Here is a 15,950-nt window from a genome sequence, read left to right as displayed (position 1 = left end):
TGAGTGATTCGCAAATCATGTTGCGATCCGAGGGCAGTGAATCATTGCTGATTCGCCTTGTCCAGATGCGGTTTTAAGAAAAATTTAACCATATTGCGGAAATGGCGCCCCGCGATCCTGCAGGGGCGCCAGGCTGGCTGATCTCAGCTGTCTTTCAGCATCCGCTCGATGAGGTCCCGAACATCGGTCGAGAGCTTTGATGTGCGGTCGATTTCCAGTAGTGCCGCACGCGCATGGTCGGCGCGGCTGGCATCCAACGCCCGCCAGGAGCGCATGGCGGTCAGCAGTCTCGCAGCAAGCTGCGGATTGCGCGGATCGATCTGCGTGACCTGAGCGCCCAGCAAACGGTATCCCTCACCATCGGCGCGATTGAAGGCAGTTGGATTGGCAAACGCAAGTGAACCCACCAGCGAACGAACTCGGTTCGGGTTCGTCGCAACGTAGAGCGGATGCTCCATCAGGGCGTTGACACGGTTCAGCGTATCTCCGCCCGGAATGGTGGCCTGCAGTGCAAACCACTTATCCAGAACAAGCGGGTTGTTTTCGAAACGTTTGACGAAGGTTGCCAGTGCTTCTGCCGTTGCCGCATCCTCCGGGAAGCGGTGCGCCAGAACCGTCAGGGCCTGAACCATATCGGTCATGTTATCCGCATCCGCGAAGGCCTTGGCGGCGCGCTCGGTGCCGCCCGTGACATAGGCCAGATAGCCAAGCGCGCTGTTGCGCAGTGCCCGTTTGCCAGCGCTTGCCGCATCAGGGCTGAAGGCGCCTTCCGGCTTCATCGTGTTGAACAGGTTCTCGAAAACAGACTGGCCGCTTTCGGCAATGGCCTTCAGGATAGCCTGACGGCCCTTATGGATGGCGTCAGGATCAATGTTGCTGCCAAGCTCACGGGCAATGTCCGCCTCGCTGGGAAGAGCGAGCGCCTGAGCACGGAAAGCCGGCTCGAGTGCTTCATCGGCTGCCGCTTCCAGCAAGGTGGAGATGAAAACCGGATTGCAGGTGATGGCCTTGCCTTCACGCGCATCCTTGGCTGCCTGCAGGAGGTTGGGCAGCGCCAGATCCGTCAGCGCCTGCCAGCGGGCAAACAGGTCCGTATCGTGGCGGGCAATGCGCACCAGATCCTCGGTGCTTTGCTTGAAATCGAGATTGATCGGAGCAGAGAAACCGCGGTTCAACGAAAGCACCGGACGTGTCGGTACATTTTCGAAAACGAAGACCTGAGCCTTTTCCGTCAGGTGCAGAACATCGGCCGTGACCTGACCGCCGCTGACCTTGGGCGCATCAAGCAGGGCGCCATTGTCCTGAATGAGGGCATAGGACAGCGGGATATGCATCGGCTGCTTGGTGGACTGCCCCGGCGTGGCCGGGATCATCTGCTCCAGAGAGAGCGTGAAAGTCTTGGCCACCGCATCATAGATGCCGGATGCCGTCACCAGTGGCGTTCCCGCCTGATGGTACCAGAGCGAGAACTGCTTGAGATCGACGCTGTTGGCATCTTCGAAGGATTTCACGAAATCCTCGACCGTTGCCGCCTCGCCATCGTGGCGCTCGAAATAGAGGTCCATCCCCTTCTTGAAGCCATCCTTGCCAAGGATCGTCGCGATCATCCGCGTGACTTCGGAGCCCTTCTCGTAGACCGTGGTCGTGTAGAAGTTATTGATCTCGCGATAGGCCGTCGGACGCACCGGATGCGCCAGCGGGCCGCCATCTTCCTGGAACTGTTCGGCCTTCAGATGGCGCACTTCTGCAATGCGCTTGACTGCACGAGAGCGCTGATCGGCGGAGAACTCGTGATCGCGATAGACGGTCAGGCCTTCCTTCAGGCAGAGCTGGAACCAGTCGCGGCAGGTAATGCGGTTGCCCGTCCAGTTGTGGAAGTATTCGTGGGCAATGATGGCTTCGATATTGGCGTAGTCCTGGTCCGTTGCCGTTTCGGGATCTGCCAGAACATACTTGTCGTTGAAGACGTTGAGGCCCTTGTTCTCCATGGCCCCCATGTTGAAATCCGATACGGCGACAATCATGAAGATGTTGAGGTCGTATTCGCGACCAAAGACTTCCTCGTCCCACTTCATCGACCGCTTCAGCGCATCCATGGCATAGGCTGCGCGATCTTCCTTGCCGTGTTCGACATAGATCTTCAGCGCAACTTCGCGTTCCGACATCGTGACGAACGTGTCTTCCACGACACCAAGATCACCGGCGACGAGCGCGAACAGGTAGCTTGGCTTGGGGAAAGGATCGAACCAGGCGGCGAAATGCCGGCCTTCGTCGTAATTGCCGCCGCCCAGGAAATTGCCGTTCGACAGCAGAACAGGATTGGCTGCCTTGTCGGCAATGATGGTCACCGTATAGGGCGCCAGTACGTCCGGACGGTCCGGGAAATAGGTGATGCGACGGAAACCTTCCGCCTCGCACTGCGTGCAATAGACGCCATTGGTACGGTAGAGACCCATCAACTGGGTGTTGGCCTCCGGATTGATGGTCGTAATGACCGTCACTTCGAACGGTTCGCTTCCCGGCAGGTCGCGGATTACCAGCTGATCGGGAGAAAGATCGTATTGGCTGGCAGGCATCTCGTTCTGGTCGAGACGCAGTTCGGTGAGAACCAGTTCGTCACCATCCAGAACCAGAGGCGCCGACGCGTCCACGCCCTCACGCCGATGGAAGATGAGCCGGGATTCCAGGCGCGTTGCCTGCGGATCAAGTTCAAAGGTCAGATCGACGCGTTCCAGGACGAAATCGGTGGGGCGATAATCTGCCAGATGTACGATCTGACCCGTGTCTGTACGCAGCATGTTGCTTCCTGAAATGGAATGACCGATCGGTTTTGACGAGCTCTACTTGCCCAGTTTCGCGGCACTATTGCATCCAAAACTGAACGATTGCTAAAGCGGTCCCAAATAAAAACACTAATCCCTCAACACGTCCGCTAAAACCTGCGTGTGATTTCCGGAAATCATCATTCTATCAAAAGTCGTGATGAAACGTTTCACCAAATCAGGTTACACTTCTGCCCAGCCTGCCTGATCCCCGAAGTTTGCGAATGGCTTGGATCTTTGAAAAACAAGCCGCCACGAGTGAAGCATGAGTTCCGAAGCCCCGGATCCCTTGAGGGGGATCCTCATGAAACTGTTGTCCGTCATGGCTTTTCTTGGCATGCAGACCTTCATTAAGGCCGCAGGCGCAGGCATTCCGGCAGGGCAGATTACGTTCTATCGCTCGTTCTTCGCGCTCATCCCCATTTTCGTCTATCTGGCTATGCGAAAGGAACTGGCCTCTGCCTTCCGGACGTCCAGCTTCACAGGCCATCTCAAGCGCGGCACGCTCGGAATGATCGCCATGGTCATGGGTTTCTTCGGCCTGATCCATCTACCGCTGCCGGATGCCATTGCCATCGGATATGCCTCGCCGCTGATGGCGGTGATCTTTGCCGCGCTGATCCTGAAGGAAAAGGTGCGAATCTATCGCTGGACTGCGGTTGCGATCGGGATTCTCGGCGTTCTGATCATTTCATGGCCGAAGCTGACCATGTTCGAACAGGGCGGAATGGGAGCCAACGAGGCGACGGGGGCCATAGCGGTTCTGCTATCGGCAGTGATCGGCGGTCTCGCCATGGTTCAGACCCGCCAGCTCGTAAAGACCGAGAAGACGTTTACGATTGTGCTCTATTTCTCGCTTCTGTCTGCGGCCTTCTCGCTCATCAGCCTGCCTTTTGGATGGAATGGGCTTTCCTGGGAGACGAAGCTGATCCTGATCTGTGCAGGCATCTGTGGCGGGCTCGGCCAGATCTTCCTGACGCAGAGCTACCGGCTGGCCGATGTCTCGACCGTCGCTCCCTTCGATTATTCGTCGATCATCTTCGGGATCGCAATTGCCTATGTGCTTTTCGGCGACGTCCCAACCTGGCAAATGCTGTTGGGAACAGCAATCACTGTTTCGGCCGGGATCTTCATCATCTATCGCGAGCACCAGCTTGGGCTGGAACGCAAAGCGGCGAGGAAGGCATCCTCGCCGTCAACATGATTGATCAATGGCCGTTGATCAGATCGGGATACCGGCGAGCGGAGAATGGTCACGCCCGCGGCTTTCCGCGCTCTGGCCCGCAGAGCGGGTGTATTCGTGGCTCGCACGAACAGCGACAGAGATCGAGGCAAGGTTATCGCGGATCTGGCGAAGTCTGTACTTCATTGGTTCACACTCCTTGATCAGCGTTCACGAAAATCGGCGAAGATCGCCGTCGGACGGGAGAGGCCGCCGCGACGCGCATAGGCCGTCGCCGTCAGCTGCTCATTCGTAGCAGAGCCGAAGTTGTGGTAGCCCGCAGTTGAGCGAGGCGATAGGCCTGCAAGACGAAGCGTCTCGAAGCCGGAATGAATGGGGCGAATGCGTGTGCTCATGGCCTTGGTTCCTAAACGTTCCTCCCAAGACACTTCTGTATATTGCACCGCAACATGATGAATTCAACAGCAGCTACCGTGATGCAGCCATGCAAATTACGCATACCACATTTCATAAAAGTTTAAGACTCGGATTTACGACTCGTTGAGCGAGATGCGCTGGCGGAACGTGAGGAGATCCTTCCAGGCCAGCGCCTTGTTGGCCGGTGCCGTCAAAAGATCCTGCGGATGCAGGCTTGCAATGGCTGGGATGGCACGGTCACCGACCTGCACATCCCTCCAGGTGCCGCGCATGGCAAAGATGGATTGCTCTTCTGCAAAGAAGAAACGCGCCGTGAAATTGCCAAGGATCAGAAGATGGTTAGGAGCCGCAAGCTCGATCTGGCGCTCGATGAACGGGCGGCAGATGTCCATCTCTGCGGGCGAGGGCGGACGATTGCCCGGCGGCCTCCACGCGACGACATTCGTCAACAGCACCTTGTCGCGATGAAGTCCGATGGCAGCCAGCATTCTGTCCAGCAATTGGCCCGGCCGACCAGAAAAGGGAATACCGTCCCGGTCGCACTCCGCCGAGGGCATGGGACCGATGACCATGATGCCGGAGGAAGGGTCGCCTGATGCAAATACGGTGGAGCGCGCACCATTCTTCAGGTTGCAGCCGGAAAAGCCCTCCAGCGCCGCTTTCAGCGCGTCCAGGCTGTTGGCGGCAGCGCAAGCCTGCCGGGCAGCCGCCACGGCATCCGCGTCGGGCACGGCGACATTGACACCGGGAGCGGGCGTCCGGGCCGCGGGCGACGGAGCTGAACGCCCGGCATTGGCAGGCCGTTCGCTTGTCTGCGGGGCGGCCTGCTGGCGATTGCGCATTTGCGCCTCGCGCTCAAGACGCTGGGCCTGGAACTCGGCAATACGATCAACGGCCTCGTCCTCCAGAAGCCAGTCGCATCCGGAATCCGCATAAAAGTGCAGAAGGGCTGCGAGTTCTGCTGGGGCAAGTTCCGAGGCTGAGGTCATGACTTCACTCTATCCGAACCCGGTTGCCGGATAAAGCCTCTGGCCTCATGCAACCCACTGCTCAATGTCCTTGCTCTCGCCGATCAGCGACAGTCCGTGCGCGATGGACAGCAACTCGCCGCCGCTTTCGATCCGTTCCGTGCCGAAACGGTTGACGAACAGCTGGCGCACGGCCGGCACGAACGAGGTGCCGCCGGTCAGGAACACCTTGTCGACCTGGTCGGCAGATGTATTGGTCTTGACGAGAACTTCGTCCAGCGCCTCTTCGATGCGCGCGAGATCCTCCGAAATCCAGCTTTCGAAGTCGCTTCGCTTCACGGTTCGGCGACCGGCCTTGCCCAGCGGCGAGAAGTTGAACTCGGCCTCTTCAGCGTTCGAAAGCGCCATCTTGGTCGCGGAAATCGCCTGATAGAGCGGATAGCCTTCATCATGCTCGATAAGCTCGATGAACAGTTCCAGCTTGTCCGGCTCCGTTGCAGAGCGAACCAGCGACTGAAGATCCGTGAACTCGCGCGTTGTCTTAAAGATCGACAACTGGTTCCAGCGTCCGAAGTTTGCGTAGTAGCCCGCCGGAACCTCCAGCAGTTTGTCGAAGCTGCGGAAATGGCTGCCCTTGCCGATTTCCGGCGAGACGAGATTGTCGATCAGCCGATAGTCGAAGTGATCGCCCGCGATGCCGACACCGGAATGACCGATCGGAATGGCGCGCAACTGCCCCGCATGGCGTTCGAACCGGATCAAGGAGTAGTCGGTAGTGCCGCCCCCGAAATCGGCAACGAGAACATTGGCATCCTTAGTCAACGACTGCGCGAAGTAATAGGCGGCGGCCACTGGCTCGTAGACGAATTGCACTTCCGGGAAATCGAAGCGCTCCAGCGCGGTGCGATAGCGCTGCAAGGCAAGCGCCTCATCCGGGTTTGCGCCGGCAAACCGGACAGGACGCCCCACGACCAGCCGTGAAATCTCGTTCGGCCACGCGTCCCCTGCATAGGCCTTCAGCCTGCGCAGGAAGATCTCCATCAGATCCTCGAACTGCTGCCTGCGCGCGAAAACGAGGGTGGCCTGGAATGCCGCACTGGCGGCGAAGGTCTTGATCGACTGCAGGAAACGGCAATCGCCTGGATTATCGATGAACTGGCGGATGGCGGCCTGTCCGGCCTCAACCTTCAGAGCCTGCGCACCGAGCGCCTTGTCCTTCATGAAGGAGAGGGCGGTTCGCATGCTGTCGCTTGTTCCCGCGCTACTGACGAAAGGCACGGAATGGGTGGCATTGGCACCCGGTTCACCGAGCGCGAGAACAGTATTGGTCGTGCCGAAGTCGAGCCCGAGCGCACGTGCCATGGCCGCATCCTTTCTGAAAGTGCTGGATACGAATGCGACTGGCGCATCCGATGGAGGCGCAAACGGCGCCGCTGAAAAATAGGGAGGCGGGCTGATCGCACAGGATCGGCTGCTTGGCAAGAAAAAAGGGGCACGAAAAACGGGTCAGCAAAAAGGGGCGAGAAAATCCCGCCCCTCTTTGTAAATGCTACGCGTGATTTGCCTATTCGGCGGCAGCTCGGCTTTCCTGCTGGAAGGTGCTGTTGGCCGGATCGTCATGCCCCTTGCGGCGGAATAGGCGCCCAAGGGCTTTGCCCAAGCGATCCATCTCGACGAAGATGACCGGCGTGATGAACAGGGTCAGCAATTGCGAGACGATGAGCCCGCCGACAACGGCGATGCCGAGTGGCTGGCGCAATTCCGAACTGGCGCCCTCACCAAGCGCAATCGGCAGCGCACCGAGAAGGGCGCAGAACGTCGTCATCATGATGGGCCGGAAACGGCGCACGCAAGCCTCGTGTATGGCACGCGCGGTCGTTTCGCCCTTGTCGCGGATGAGTTCGACCGCAACATCGATCATCATGATCGCGTTCTTTTTCACGATGCCGATCAGCATCAGAAGACCGATGAGGGCGATCACGGACAGGTCGAAGTTCATCACCTTCAGTGCGATCAGCGCGCCGAAAGCAGCCGCTGGCAGACCGGACAGGATGGTCAGCGGGTGGATGAAGCTTTCATAGAGCACGCCCAGCACCACATAGATGGTGAGAACCGCCGCAAGGATCAGCATGCCGGTATTGCCCTGGCTTTGCTGGAAGATTGCCGCGGTTCCGCCATAGGATGTGAAGACATCGCTTGGCATGTTGATGCTGGATCTGATCTGGTCGATCCGCGCCGTTGCCTCCGAAAGCGCGACGCCTTCAGGCAGGTTGAAGGAGATCGTGGTGGAGACGAGCTGACCAGTCTGGTTGATCGTGACGGGTGCAGCGCGGCGCTCCACCGTTGCGAAGTTCGAAAGCGGAACCAGCGTTCCCGTCTGCTGGGACATGACGTTGATATTGCGCAGGAACTCGTCGTCGTAGGGACGGCTCTGGTCAAACTCGACAATCACGTCGTAGCTGTCGCCCGTCGACTGGATTTGTGCCGCCGCATAGCCACCGAACGCCATTTCCAGCGTCTTGCGAAGCTGGTCATTGGTGATGCCGTAGGCAGCTGCCTTGTCCGTATCGATCTGGATATTGGCGGCAATCGCACCGTTCTGCGCATCGGTCGCGAGATCGGTGAACATCCGGTCCTGGCGCATCGCGGCCATCATCTTGCCAGACCATTCCGTGGTCGTGGCGGTATCGAGCGCCTGAACAACCAGCTGATACTGGCTCGCAGTCGAGCGGCCGCCGAAGCGCAGGCTCTGCTGTGGCGTGATGTAGGTCTTCAGGCCCGCCACTTTCGCCGTCGCTCCACGCAACTGGTTGATGGTCTCCGTCAGTGCCCCGCGTTCTTCCTTCGGCTTCAACTCCACGAACATCGTACCGTTGTTCAGCGGGCTACGCGCGCCGCCGCCAACAATGGAGGTGACATGCAGCACCGCCGGGTTCTTGCCAATGATGTCCGCCACCTGCTGCTGCAGGTCACGCATCGCCTCATAGGAAATGTCTTCTCGGGCGCGGGTAGAGACCGAAAGTCTGCCTATGTCTTCCTGCGGAAAGAAGCTGGACGGAAGCGTCTTGAACAGATAGCCGGAGGCCGCAACGCTGCCGATGAAGAGCAGCAGGACGAGGCCGCGGTGACGCAGGCACCAGGAAACGGCCCGATCGTAACCGCGCAGTGTCCAGTCGAACCCGGCATTGAACCAGCGGATGATGAAGGGCGGCTTGCCGGAATGATTGGAGAGGCGCGAACCCAGCATAGGCGTCACCGTCAGCGAGACGATGGCCGAGGCCATGATGGCCATCGTGACCACCATGCCGAACTCGTTGAACAGCCGACCCACGACGCCGCCCATCAGCAGAATGGGAATGAACACCGCCACCAGCGAGACGGACATGGAGATGATGGTATAGCTCACCTCGGCCGCACCCTTCAGCGCAGCCTCCCGCATGGACATACCTTCTTCCGAAAGACGCAGAATATTCTCCAGCATGACGATGGCATCATCCACCACCAGCCCGACCGACAGAGTGAGGCCCAGCAGCGAAATATTGTCGATACTGTAGCCCAGAACATACATGCCGCCGAAGGTGGCAATCAGCGATAGGGGCACCGCAAGGCCCGGAATGAGCGTCGCGGTCAGGTGGCCGGTAAAGAGGTAGATGACCAGAATGACGAGCGCGATGGTCAGAAACAGCGTGAACTGAACGTCCGATATCGCATCTTTGATGGAGGTCGAAGCATCGTTCATGACGTTGAGATGCACGGATGGCGGCAGTTGCGCCTTGAGCGCGGGCAGTTTCGCCTTGATCTCGTTCACGACGTCAACGGTATTGGCATCCGGCTGGCGTTGCACCGCGAGAATGATAGCCTGCTTGCCGTCATACCAGCTGCCGCCTTTCAGGTTTTCCACGCTGTCCTGCACCGTTGCCACGTCGCCCAGATGGATGGGCGCACCACCTTTGTTGGCGATGACGAGGGTGCGGAATTCCTCCGCATTCGTGCGCTGCGTCTTGGCATCGATGGTGAGCTGCTGGCTGCGGCTCTGAAGCGTCCCGACCGGAGTCTGGTTGTTGGCATTGGCTATGGCGCTGGTAACCGTATCGACACCGAGATTTCGTGCCTGAAGCTTGGAGGGATCAAGCTCGACGCGCACCGCATAGGTTTGCGATCCATAGACGCTGACCTGCGCCACGCCCGACAGCGTGGACAGCATGGGCGAAATCACGTTCTGGGCGATCTCGTCCACCTTGGAGCGTGGCATTTCATCGGAATTGATAGTGATCAGCAGGATTGGCGCATCGGCCGGATTGGTTTTGCGATAGCTGGGCGGCGTCGTCATGTTGGACGGCAGCTGCCTTGTGGCGTTGGAGATCGCCGCCTGCACGTCTGCCGCCGCCGCATCGATGTTTCTGTTCAGATCGAACTGAAGGACGATGGATGTATTGCCGAGCGAGTTCGACGCGCTGATTTCGCTGATGCCGGGGATCGTCTCGAACTGCTTGATGAGCGGTGTCGCGACCGAGGTTGCCATGCTTTCGGGCGAGGCGCCGGAAAGGGAGGCGGAAACGTTGATGGTGGGAAAATCCACCTTCGGCAGGGCCGCGACGGGCAGCTGCTTGTAACCGGCAAGACCTGCGAGAACCACGCCGATGGCCAGCAATGTCGTGGCGACCGGGCGGCGAATGCAAAAGGCCGGGATCATGGCTTGGCTCCCTCGATCAGCGCCGCCTGTTCCGTCCGGGCGGGCTTTGCCGCCGTCTGGCTGCCAGAGAACTGCTCGACGATCGTCTGGCCATCGGCCAGCTGCACCTGTCCCTCGACGACGATATGCTGACCCTCGGTGAGGCCGGACGCAATCGCGGCCTGATCGCCATTCGTGCGCGCAAGTACGATCTTCGTCGCGTGGACCTTCGCCTTGTCGTCCACCGTATAGACGAACGGCCCATCGGCACCCTGCCGCACAGCCACCGTCGGCACGATCAGGCTCTTGGTGTCGGTCACGAAGTGCACTGTCACGTTCAGGCTTTCGCCGGGCCACAGAAGCGCGCTGTCGTTCTTGAATTCTGCCTTGGCGAGAACGGTTCCGGAGGCCTGATCGACATTGTTGTCGAAGAAGGAAAGCACCCCCTGATCGGCAACGCCGCCGGTTGCTGACTGGTCTGCATCCACCTTCACACCTGATTTCAATCCGGCATGAAGCTGCGGCAGATAGCGCTGGGCCATGCGGAAATTCACATAGATCGGATCATAACGGGTGATGGTCACGACGCTTGCACCCGCGCTGAGATAGGCGCCGGGGCTGATGGCGATATTGCCCAGACGTCCGTCGTAAGGCGCCTTCAGTTCGAGATTGCCCAGCGCGATCTGATCCGAAGAGAGGGTCGCCTTGTCGGCTTCCACTTTGGCAGCGGCGGAATCACGCGTCGCCTTGGCCTGCTCGTAACTCTGTTCTGATTGCACATTCTGCTTCAGCAGGTTCTGCGTTCTGGCAAATGCGGCATCGGCCTGCGCCAGGGCCGCCTGATCGCTGGCAAGGTTTGCCTGATCCTTTGCGACCAGCGCCCGTGCCGTGCGATCGTCCTGTCTGGCAATGACGTCGCCTTTTTTGACCTCCTGCCCATCCTTCGCCAAAATCTCGACCACGGGACCGGACTGGAGTGCTGCAATCGTGGTGGTATCGGCCGCTTCCGCAAAGCCCGTCGCCACCACATCCATGGGTAGGGTGCCGGAAGTCACGGCAATCGTCTTGACGGCGGAGGGGCCGCCGCCTCTTCGGTTCTGACCCTGACCCTGACCCTGACCCTGACCTTGGCCCTGGCCACGACCTTCGCCATTTGCCTGGGCAGTCTCGCCAGAACCCGGCTTCTGGCCACCTTGCTTGCGGCTGGCATCGGCCGTTGCCGGTTCAGGCGTATCCGATTTCAGCCCGGCTGCCAGCGCCAGTTGATGCCAGGTCGGTGGCCTGATCTGCTCGGGGAGTTGATCCCTGTAATAGACTGCACCCGCAGCCAGGATCGCAAGGATTGCAACGCTCGAGAGAATTTTTTTCATGGGTTTGTCCGCGCAGGGATAATGACGGGCGTGCTCAGCCATAAGTCGACAAAGCTTTGATCGTCAGGAAACGCCACAACTTACGCAAAAGCACCTTAAACTTCTGTAATGTAGGCGTTTCTATTCTGCGCTGCGCGAGGGTTGCACTTTCCCGTCAGGCTGGCGGGAAAGTGCGCGTCTATCAGATTGACTTTGCAGCGCCGCCATCAACGCGAATGGTGCTGCCTGTCACATAGGCGGCTGGGCCTGAGCACAGGAAGGCGCCAACCGCGCCGAATTCCTCGACGGTTCCGAGACGCTTTGCCGGGATCGAGGCGATCGAGGCAGTACGAACCTCTTCCAGCGACTTGCCCTGGCGCTTGGCGTTGGCACCATCCAATTCGTCGATACGGTCCGTATGAATACGACCCGGCAGGATCATGTTCGCCGTAATTCCGTGCGCCGCCACTTCCGTTGCCAGCGTCTTGTTCCAGCCGACGAGCGCCCCGCGCAGCGTGTTCGATAGCGCAAGATTTGGAATGGGCTCGATGACGCCGGATGAGGCAACGGTCAGGATGCGACCCCAGCCTTGCGCCTTCATGTTGGGCAACACAGCATTCGTCAGCGTAATGACGCGCAGGACCATGGTCTGGAAAAAGCTGTCCAGCTTTTCCGGTGTCATGTCTTCGGTCGTTCCAGGTGTCGGGCCGCCAGTATTGTTGACCAGGATATCGACGCCGCCGAACTTCTCCTCAACAGCCTTGACCAGTGCCGTGACCGCATCGTCTTCGGCAAGATCGGACCAGACCCAATCGGCCTTGCCTTTGCCCAGAGCGTTGATTCGTGCGCAGTTCTCCGCCAGCTTTTCTCCACTGCGACCACACAGGAGAACATTTGCACCCTCCTGAGCCAGCGCCGTGGCGATGCCAAGTCCAAGGCCTCGTGATGAGGCCAACACCAGTGCGCGTTTGCCGGTAATGCCGAAATCCATGATCAGTTTCCTTGCTGCATGCTTAGTCTGGCGCGGACGTTATCGCCGGACGGTCCGATGGTGAAGGGTTGTGAATGATCTTTTCATCGAATGTTGATGATAAAGTTGCCCCCTGAACCAGAGCACCTATAATTCAATTTATGTCATCCCCGCTGAAATTCGAAACACAGGAAGAAGCCCTGGTCTTCTTCGATTCCCTGGACCCGATCACGCCGTCCGAACTCATCGGTCTGTGGAAGGGGTCTAGCCTGCCGACCGGTCATCCGCTGGACGGGGCGCTGGAAAGCCTTGGCTGGTATGGAAAGCGCTTCCATGCCGACCGCAGGGCAGATGCGCTTCTGTTCAGTGTCGGTAGCCGAAGGCTTGTGCCGCTGGACCCGAAGCATCTTCCGCTGCGTCTGGTGCTCCGGTTTAGCGGTTTGGTGCGTCGGCAGTGGTTCCGAAACCTGTTTGCCTATGCCATGAAGGGAATGTGGGCGCGCGGGCCGGTTGCTGCCGTCAAATCCGCCGAATTCCGTGCCGCATCAAGTGCAGCCATGATCTATGACGATCAGCCGATCATTGATCATTTCCGCCGGATTGATGCGGATCGCGTCATGGGTCTGATGGTGGTTGAAGGGCAGAGCGACCACTACATCTTTCTGCTCGAAAGGGCGGAAGAGATCGCAGTGCCGCAAATCCGGCCGCGCATTTCGTAGGTCTTCGTCAAATATTGACGTGAACGTAAACGTTATTTATCTTCGCTCCCAGATCTAGGAGGGGCCGGACGATCATACCCCCATGTCATATGTTCGCTCGACAAGGCGCGCAGGTTTTGACAAGGAAGTGGAAAGATGGGAACGGCCGAGCGGAGTGAGAGAATGAGCGATATGGAGCTTCCTGAGCGCGAAAGCATGGAATTCGACGTGGTCATCGTCGGGGCAGGGCCCGCAGGCCTGTCGGCGGCAATCCGGTTGAAGCAGCTGAACCCGGAACTTTCGGTCGTCGTGCTGGAAAAGGGCGCGGAAGTCGGCGCACATATTCTCTCCGGCGCTGTCGTCGATCCAATCGGCATTGATCGACTTCTGCCGGACTGGCGCGACGATGCCAGCCATCCGTTCAAGACCCCGGTGACCGACGACCAGTTCCTTTTCCTCGGTCCGGCAGGCTCCGTCCGGCTACCGAACGCCTTCATGCCGCCGCTGATGAACAATCACGGCAATTACATCGTATCCCTTGGTCTCGTCTGTCGCTGGCTCGCCGAGAAGGCGGAGGCGCTTGGCATCGATATCTATCCGGGTTTTGCCGCCACTGAAGTGCTCTACAATGAGCAGGGCGCGGTGATCGGCGTCGCAACCGGTGACATGGGCATCGAGAAGAATGGCGAACCCGGCCCGAACTTCACCCGCGGCATGGCGCTTCTTGGCAAATATGTGCTGATCGGCGAAGGCGTGCGGGGCTCGCTCGCCAAGCAACTGATTTCGAAGTTCAAGCTCGATGAAGGTCGTGAGCCGCAGAAATACGGCATCGGCTTCAAGGAGCTGTGGGAGGTCAAGCCGGAACACCACAAGGCCGGTCTGGTTCAGCACTCCTTTGGCTGGCCGCTCGACATGAAGACCGGTGGCGGCTCCTTCCTCTATCACCTGCATGACAATCTCGTGGCTGTCGGCTTCGTCGTGCACCTCAACTACAAGAACCCCTACCTTTTCCCGTTCGAGGAGTTTCAGCGGTTCAAGACGCATCCGGCCATTCGCGACACCTTCGAAGGTGCCAAGCGCATTTCCTATGGTGCCCGCGCGATCACAGAAGGCGGTTACCAGTCGGTGCCGAAGCTTTCCTTCCCCGGCGGTGCGCTGATCGGCTGCTCGGCCGGTTTCGTCAACGTTCCGCGCATCAAGGGCAGCCACAACGCCGTTCTTTCCGGCATGCTGGCGGCGGAAAAGATTGCGGAAGCCATTGCTGCAGGCCGCGCCAACGACGAGCCTGTCGAGATCGAGAACGAATGGCGTTCGACCGCCATCGGCAAGGATCTGAAGCGGGTGCGCAACGTGAAGCCGCTTTGGTCGAAGTTCGGCACAGCACTTGGCGTCGCGCTCGGCGGCATCGACATGTGGATTAACCAGATCTTCGGCACGTCACCCTTCACCATGAAACATGGCAAGACCGACGCCGCATCGCTGGAGCCCGCAGCCCAGCACAAGAAGATTGAATACCCGCGGCCAGATGGCGTTTTGACGTTCGATCGCCTGTCATCGGTCTTCCTGTCCAACACCAACCATGAAGAGGACCAGCCGGTTCATCTGAAGGTGAAGGACATGGACCTGCAGAAGCGTTCCGAGCTAGGCGTGTATGGCGGACCGTCCGCACGCTACTGTCCTGCAGGCGTCTATGAATGGGTGGAGAAGGATGGTGAACAGGTCTACGTGATCAACGCGCAGAACTGCGTTCACTGCAAGACCTGCGATATCAAGGACCCGAACCAGAACATCAACTGGGTGCCGCCGCAGGGCGGCGAGGGGCCAGTCTATCCCAGCATGTAGCGACTGCGGAACCGCACGTCAGCGATTTCGTTGAGCGAACAGCCATGAGCAGGGAAAGCGGTCAAGAGGCATCGCTTTCCTCTTTCGGCTAAGGGGTAACCACGCTAAGACTGACGCAATTGTGTTGGAAAGTGCACTGGCAAGACCATGAACGCACCCGTCAAGCGGAAACCGAAGTCCTTCTGGTCTAGAGCCTGGAGCCGTATCCGCCAAAGCAAGATGAAGATCTTCATCCCGATCATCGTGATTGCGGGTGGCTTGGTATTGCTGTTCCCCAACAAGCATAACGGATTTGGCGGCGGCCGCTGCCGCGCGGATGCAGGCCCGGAAGTCAACTGGGCTGACTGCAAGAAGCGAATGCTGATGCTGAAGGACAGCAATTTTGAAAAGGCGAAGATGGCGGAGGCGGATCTCAGCAATTCCGATTTCAGCCGCAGCAAGCTGGTTGGTGCCGATCTCACCAAGGCAGCCATCATTCGCACATCCTTCGTCAAGGCAGATCTCAGCAGTGCCTCGCTTCTGAAGGTGGAAGGCTATCGCAGCGACTTCGGAAGCGTCGTGGCGACGCAGACCAAATTCACGATGGCTGAAATGCAGCGCGCCAATTTCACGGATGCAACGCTTGTGGGAGCGGATTTCACCAAGGCAGAACTTGGACGGGCAGTGTTCAAGGGTGCGGAATTGGGAGACACGCATTTTGCCATGGCTAACCTTGCGAGAGCGTCGTTCAAGAGCGCCTCCATGAAGGGGCCGGTCGATTTCGCTAATGCCTTCCTGTTTCTCACGCGTTTCGAGGGCGTAGACCTCAGTCAGGCGACGGGTCTCAAGCAGGATCAGATTGCCTTGTCTTGCGGAAACAGCAAGACCAAGCTTCCTCAAGGGTTGACCGTTCCTGTCGAATGGCCCTGCGAAGAAGACTGATTTCCGACCTGTTCAGGCTGCGTTCTTCTGGTCATAGCGACAATTATCAATCGGCATTGATGATCGTTATTGTGGGCAAGCGTTCGCTTGATTGACTCCATTACACTT

The 15,950-nt window shown here is 58.9% G+C and carries 12 protein-coding genes; 4 read left to right on the top strand and 8 right to left on the bottom strand.

Annotation, left to right across the window (positions count from 1 at the left end):
* Positions 1-143: 143 nt before the first annotated feature.
* Positions 144-2,795 (bottom strand): aminopeptidase N, encoded by a 2,652-nt coding sequence (gene pepN, locus G6N80_RS21245; protein ID WP_165137235.1) that lies wholly within the window; start codon positions 2,793-2,795, stop codon positions 144-146.
* A 292-nt stretch (positions 2,796-3,087) separates the two neighbouring features.
* Between pepN and G6N80_RS21240 the strand changes: the two genes are divergently transcribed.
* Positions 3,088-4,026: a DMT family transporter gene (locus G6N80_RS21240; protein ID WP_165136594.1), complete on the top strand. Its 939-nt coding sequence runs from the start codon at positions 3,088-3,090 to the stop codon at positions 4,024-4,026.
* 18 nt (positions 4,027-4,044) lie between these two features.
* Here G6N80_RS21240 and G6N80_RS21235 read toward each other — a convergent pair whose 3' ends face one another.
* The 7 genes from G6N80_RS21235 to G6N80_RS21205 form a co-directional block, all read right to left on the bottom strand.
* Complete coding sequence (locus tag G6N80_RS21235) at positions 4,045-4,191, bottom strand: hypothetical protein (RefSeq protein WP_156379003.1); 147 nt, start codon at positions 4,189-4,191, stop codon at positions 4,045-4,047.
* Positions 4,192-4,208: 17 nt separating this feature from the next.
* Positions 4,209-4,400 (bottom strand): hypothetical protein, encoded by a 192-nt coding sequence (locus G6N80_RS21230; protein WP_137135294.1) that lies wholly within the window; start codon positions 4,398-4,400, stop codon positions 4,209-4,211.
* A gap of 135 nt (positions 4,401-4,535) precedes the next feature.
* On the bottom strand, positions 4,536-5,411 hold the full coding sequence (locus G6N80_RS21225; RefSeq protein ID WP_062552804.1) for a uracil-DNA glycosylase: 876 nt from the start codon (positions 5,409-5,411) through the stop codon (positions 4,536-4,538).
* A gap of 45 nt (positions 5,412-5,456) precedes the next feature.
* Positions 5,457-6,752, bottom strand: a complete 1,296-nt coding sequence (locus tag G6N80_RS21220) for an Hsp70 family protein (RefSeq protein ID WP_165136591.1) — start codon at positions 6,750-6,752, stop codon at positions 5,457-5,459.
* A 202-nt stretch (positions 6,753-6,954) separates the two neighbouring features.
* The gene (locus G6N80_RS21215; RefSeq protein WP_165136588.1) at positions 6,955-10,083 is read right to left on the bottom strand and encodes an efflux RND transporter permease subunit; all 3,129 of its coding nucleotides are present in this window, start codon (positions 10,081-10,083) and stop codon (positions 6,955-6,957) included.
* On the bottom strand, positions 10,080-11,432 hold the full coding sequence (locus tag G6N80_RS21210) for an efflux RND transporter periplasmic adaptor subunit (RefSeq protein ID WP_165136585.1): 1,353 nt from the start codon (positions 11,430-11,432) through the stop codon (positions 10,080-10,082). The genes G6N80_RS21215 and G6N80_RS21210 overlap by 4 nt, the downstream gene beginning before the upstream one ends.
* Before the next feature lie 181 nt (positions 11,433-11,613).
* Positions 11,614-12,402: an SDR family oxidoreductase gene (locus G6N80_RS21205; RefSeq protein WP_062552800.1), complete on the bottom strand. Its 789-nt coding sequence runs from the start codon at positions 12,400-12,402 to the stop codon at positions 11,614-11,616.
* A gap of 140 nt (positions 12,403-12,542) precedes the next feature.
* Here G6N80_RS21205 and G6N80_RS21200 point away from each other — a divergent pair, with 140 nt between their 5' ends.
* The 3 genes from G6N80_RS21200 to G6N80_RS21190 all read left to right on the top strand — a co-directional run bounded on the left by G6N80_RS21200 (position 12,543) and on the right by G6N80_RS21190 (position 15,842).
* Positions 12,543-13,100, top strand: coding sequence for a GXWXG domain-containing protein (locus G6N80_RS21200; RefSeq protein WP_062552799.1), 558 nt, complete (start codon positions 12,543-12,545; stop codon positions 13,098-13,100).
* Between the two features lie 162 nt (positions 13,101-13,262).
* On the top strand, positions 13,263-14,921 hold the full coding sequence (locus G6N80_RS21195; protein ID WP_062552798.1) for an electron transfer flavoprotein-ubiquinone oxidoreductase: 1,659 nt from the start codon (positions 13,263-13,265) through the stop codon (positions 14,919-14,921).
* A gap of 147 nt (positions 14,922-15,068) precedes the next feature.
* Positions 15,069-15,842, top strand: a complete 774-nt coding sequence (locus tag G6N80_RS21190; RefSeq protein WP_062552797.1) for a pentapeptide repeat-containing protein — start codon at positions 15,069-15,071, stop codon at positions 15,840-15,842.
* Positions 15,843-15,950: the final 108 nt, after the last annotated feature.

It is taken from the genome of Rhizobium rhizoryzae (assembly GCF_011046895.1).
GTDB lineage: Bacteria > Pseudomonadota > Alphaproteobacteria > Rhizobiales > Rhizobiaceae > Neorhizobium > Neorhizobium rhizoryzae.
This window is presented reverse-complemented; position numbering and strand designations above follow the sequence as displayed.

What these genes read in the sequence shown, in the direction of transcription:
- G6N80_RS21240 (WP_165136594.1), top strand. Translation starts at nt 3,088, where the DNA reads ATGAGTTCCGAAGCCCCGGATCCCTTGAGGGGGATCCTCATGAAACTG.
- G6N80_RS21235 (WP_156379003.1), bottom strand. Translation starts at nt 4,191, where the DNA reads ATGAAGTACAGACTTCGCCAGATCCGCGATAACCTTGCCTCGATCTCT.
- G6N80_RS21230 (WP_137135294.1), bottom strand. Translation starts at nt 4,400, where the DNA reads ATGAGCACACGCATTCGCCCCATTCATTCCGGCTTCGAGACGCTTCGT.
- G6N80_RS21225 (WP_062552804.1), bottom strand. Translation starts at nt 5,411, where the DNA reads ATGACCTCAGCCTCGGAACTTGCCCCAGCAGAACTCGCAGCCCTTCTG.
- G6N80_RS21220 (WP_165136591.1), bottom strand. Translation starts at nt 6,752, where the DNA reads ATGGCACGTGCGCTCGGGCTCGACTTCGGCACGACCAATACTGTTCTC.
- G6N80_RS21215 (WP_165136588.1), bottom strand. Translation starts at nt 10,083, where the DNA reads ATGATCCCGGCCTTTTGCATTCGCCGCCCGGTCGCCACGACATTGCTG.
- G6N80_RS21210 (WP_165136585.1), bottom strand. Translation starts at nt 11,432, where the DNA reads ATGAAAAAAATTCTCTCGAGCGTTGCAATCCTTGCGATCCTGGCTGCG.
- G6N80_RS21205 (WP_062552800.1), bottom strand. Translation starts at nt 12,402, where the DNA reads ATGGATTTCGGCATTACCGGCAAACGCGCACTGGTGTTGGCCTCATCA.
- G6N80_RS21200 (WP_062552799.1), top strand. Translation starts at nt 12,543, where the DNA reads ATGTCATCCCCGCTGAAATTCGAAACACAGGAAGAAGCCCTGGTCTTC.
- G6N80_RS21195 (WP_062552798.1), top strand. Translation starts at nt 13,263, where the DNA reads ATGAGCGATATGGAGCTTCCTGAGCGCGAAAGCATGGAATTCGACGTG.
- G6N80_RS21190 (WP_062552797.1), top strand. Translation starts at nt 15,069, where the DNA reads ATGAACGCACCCGTCAAGCGGAAACCGAAGTCCTTCTGGTCTAGAGCC.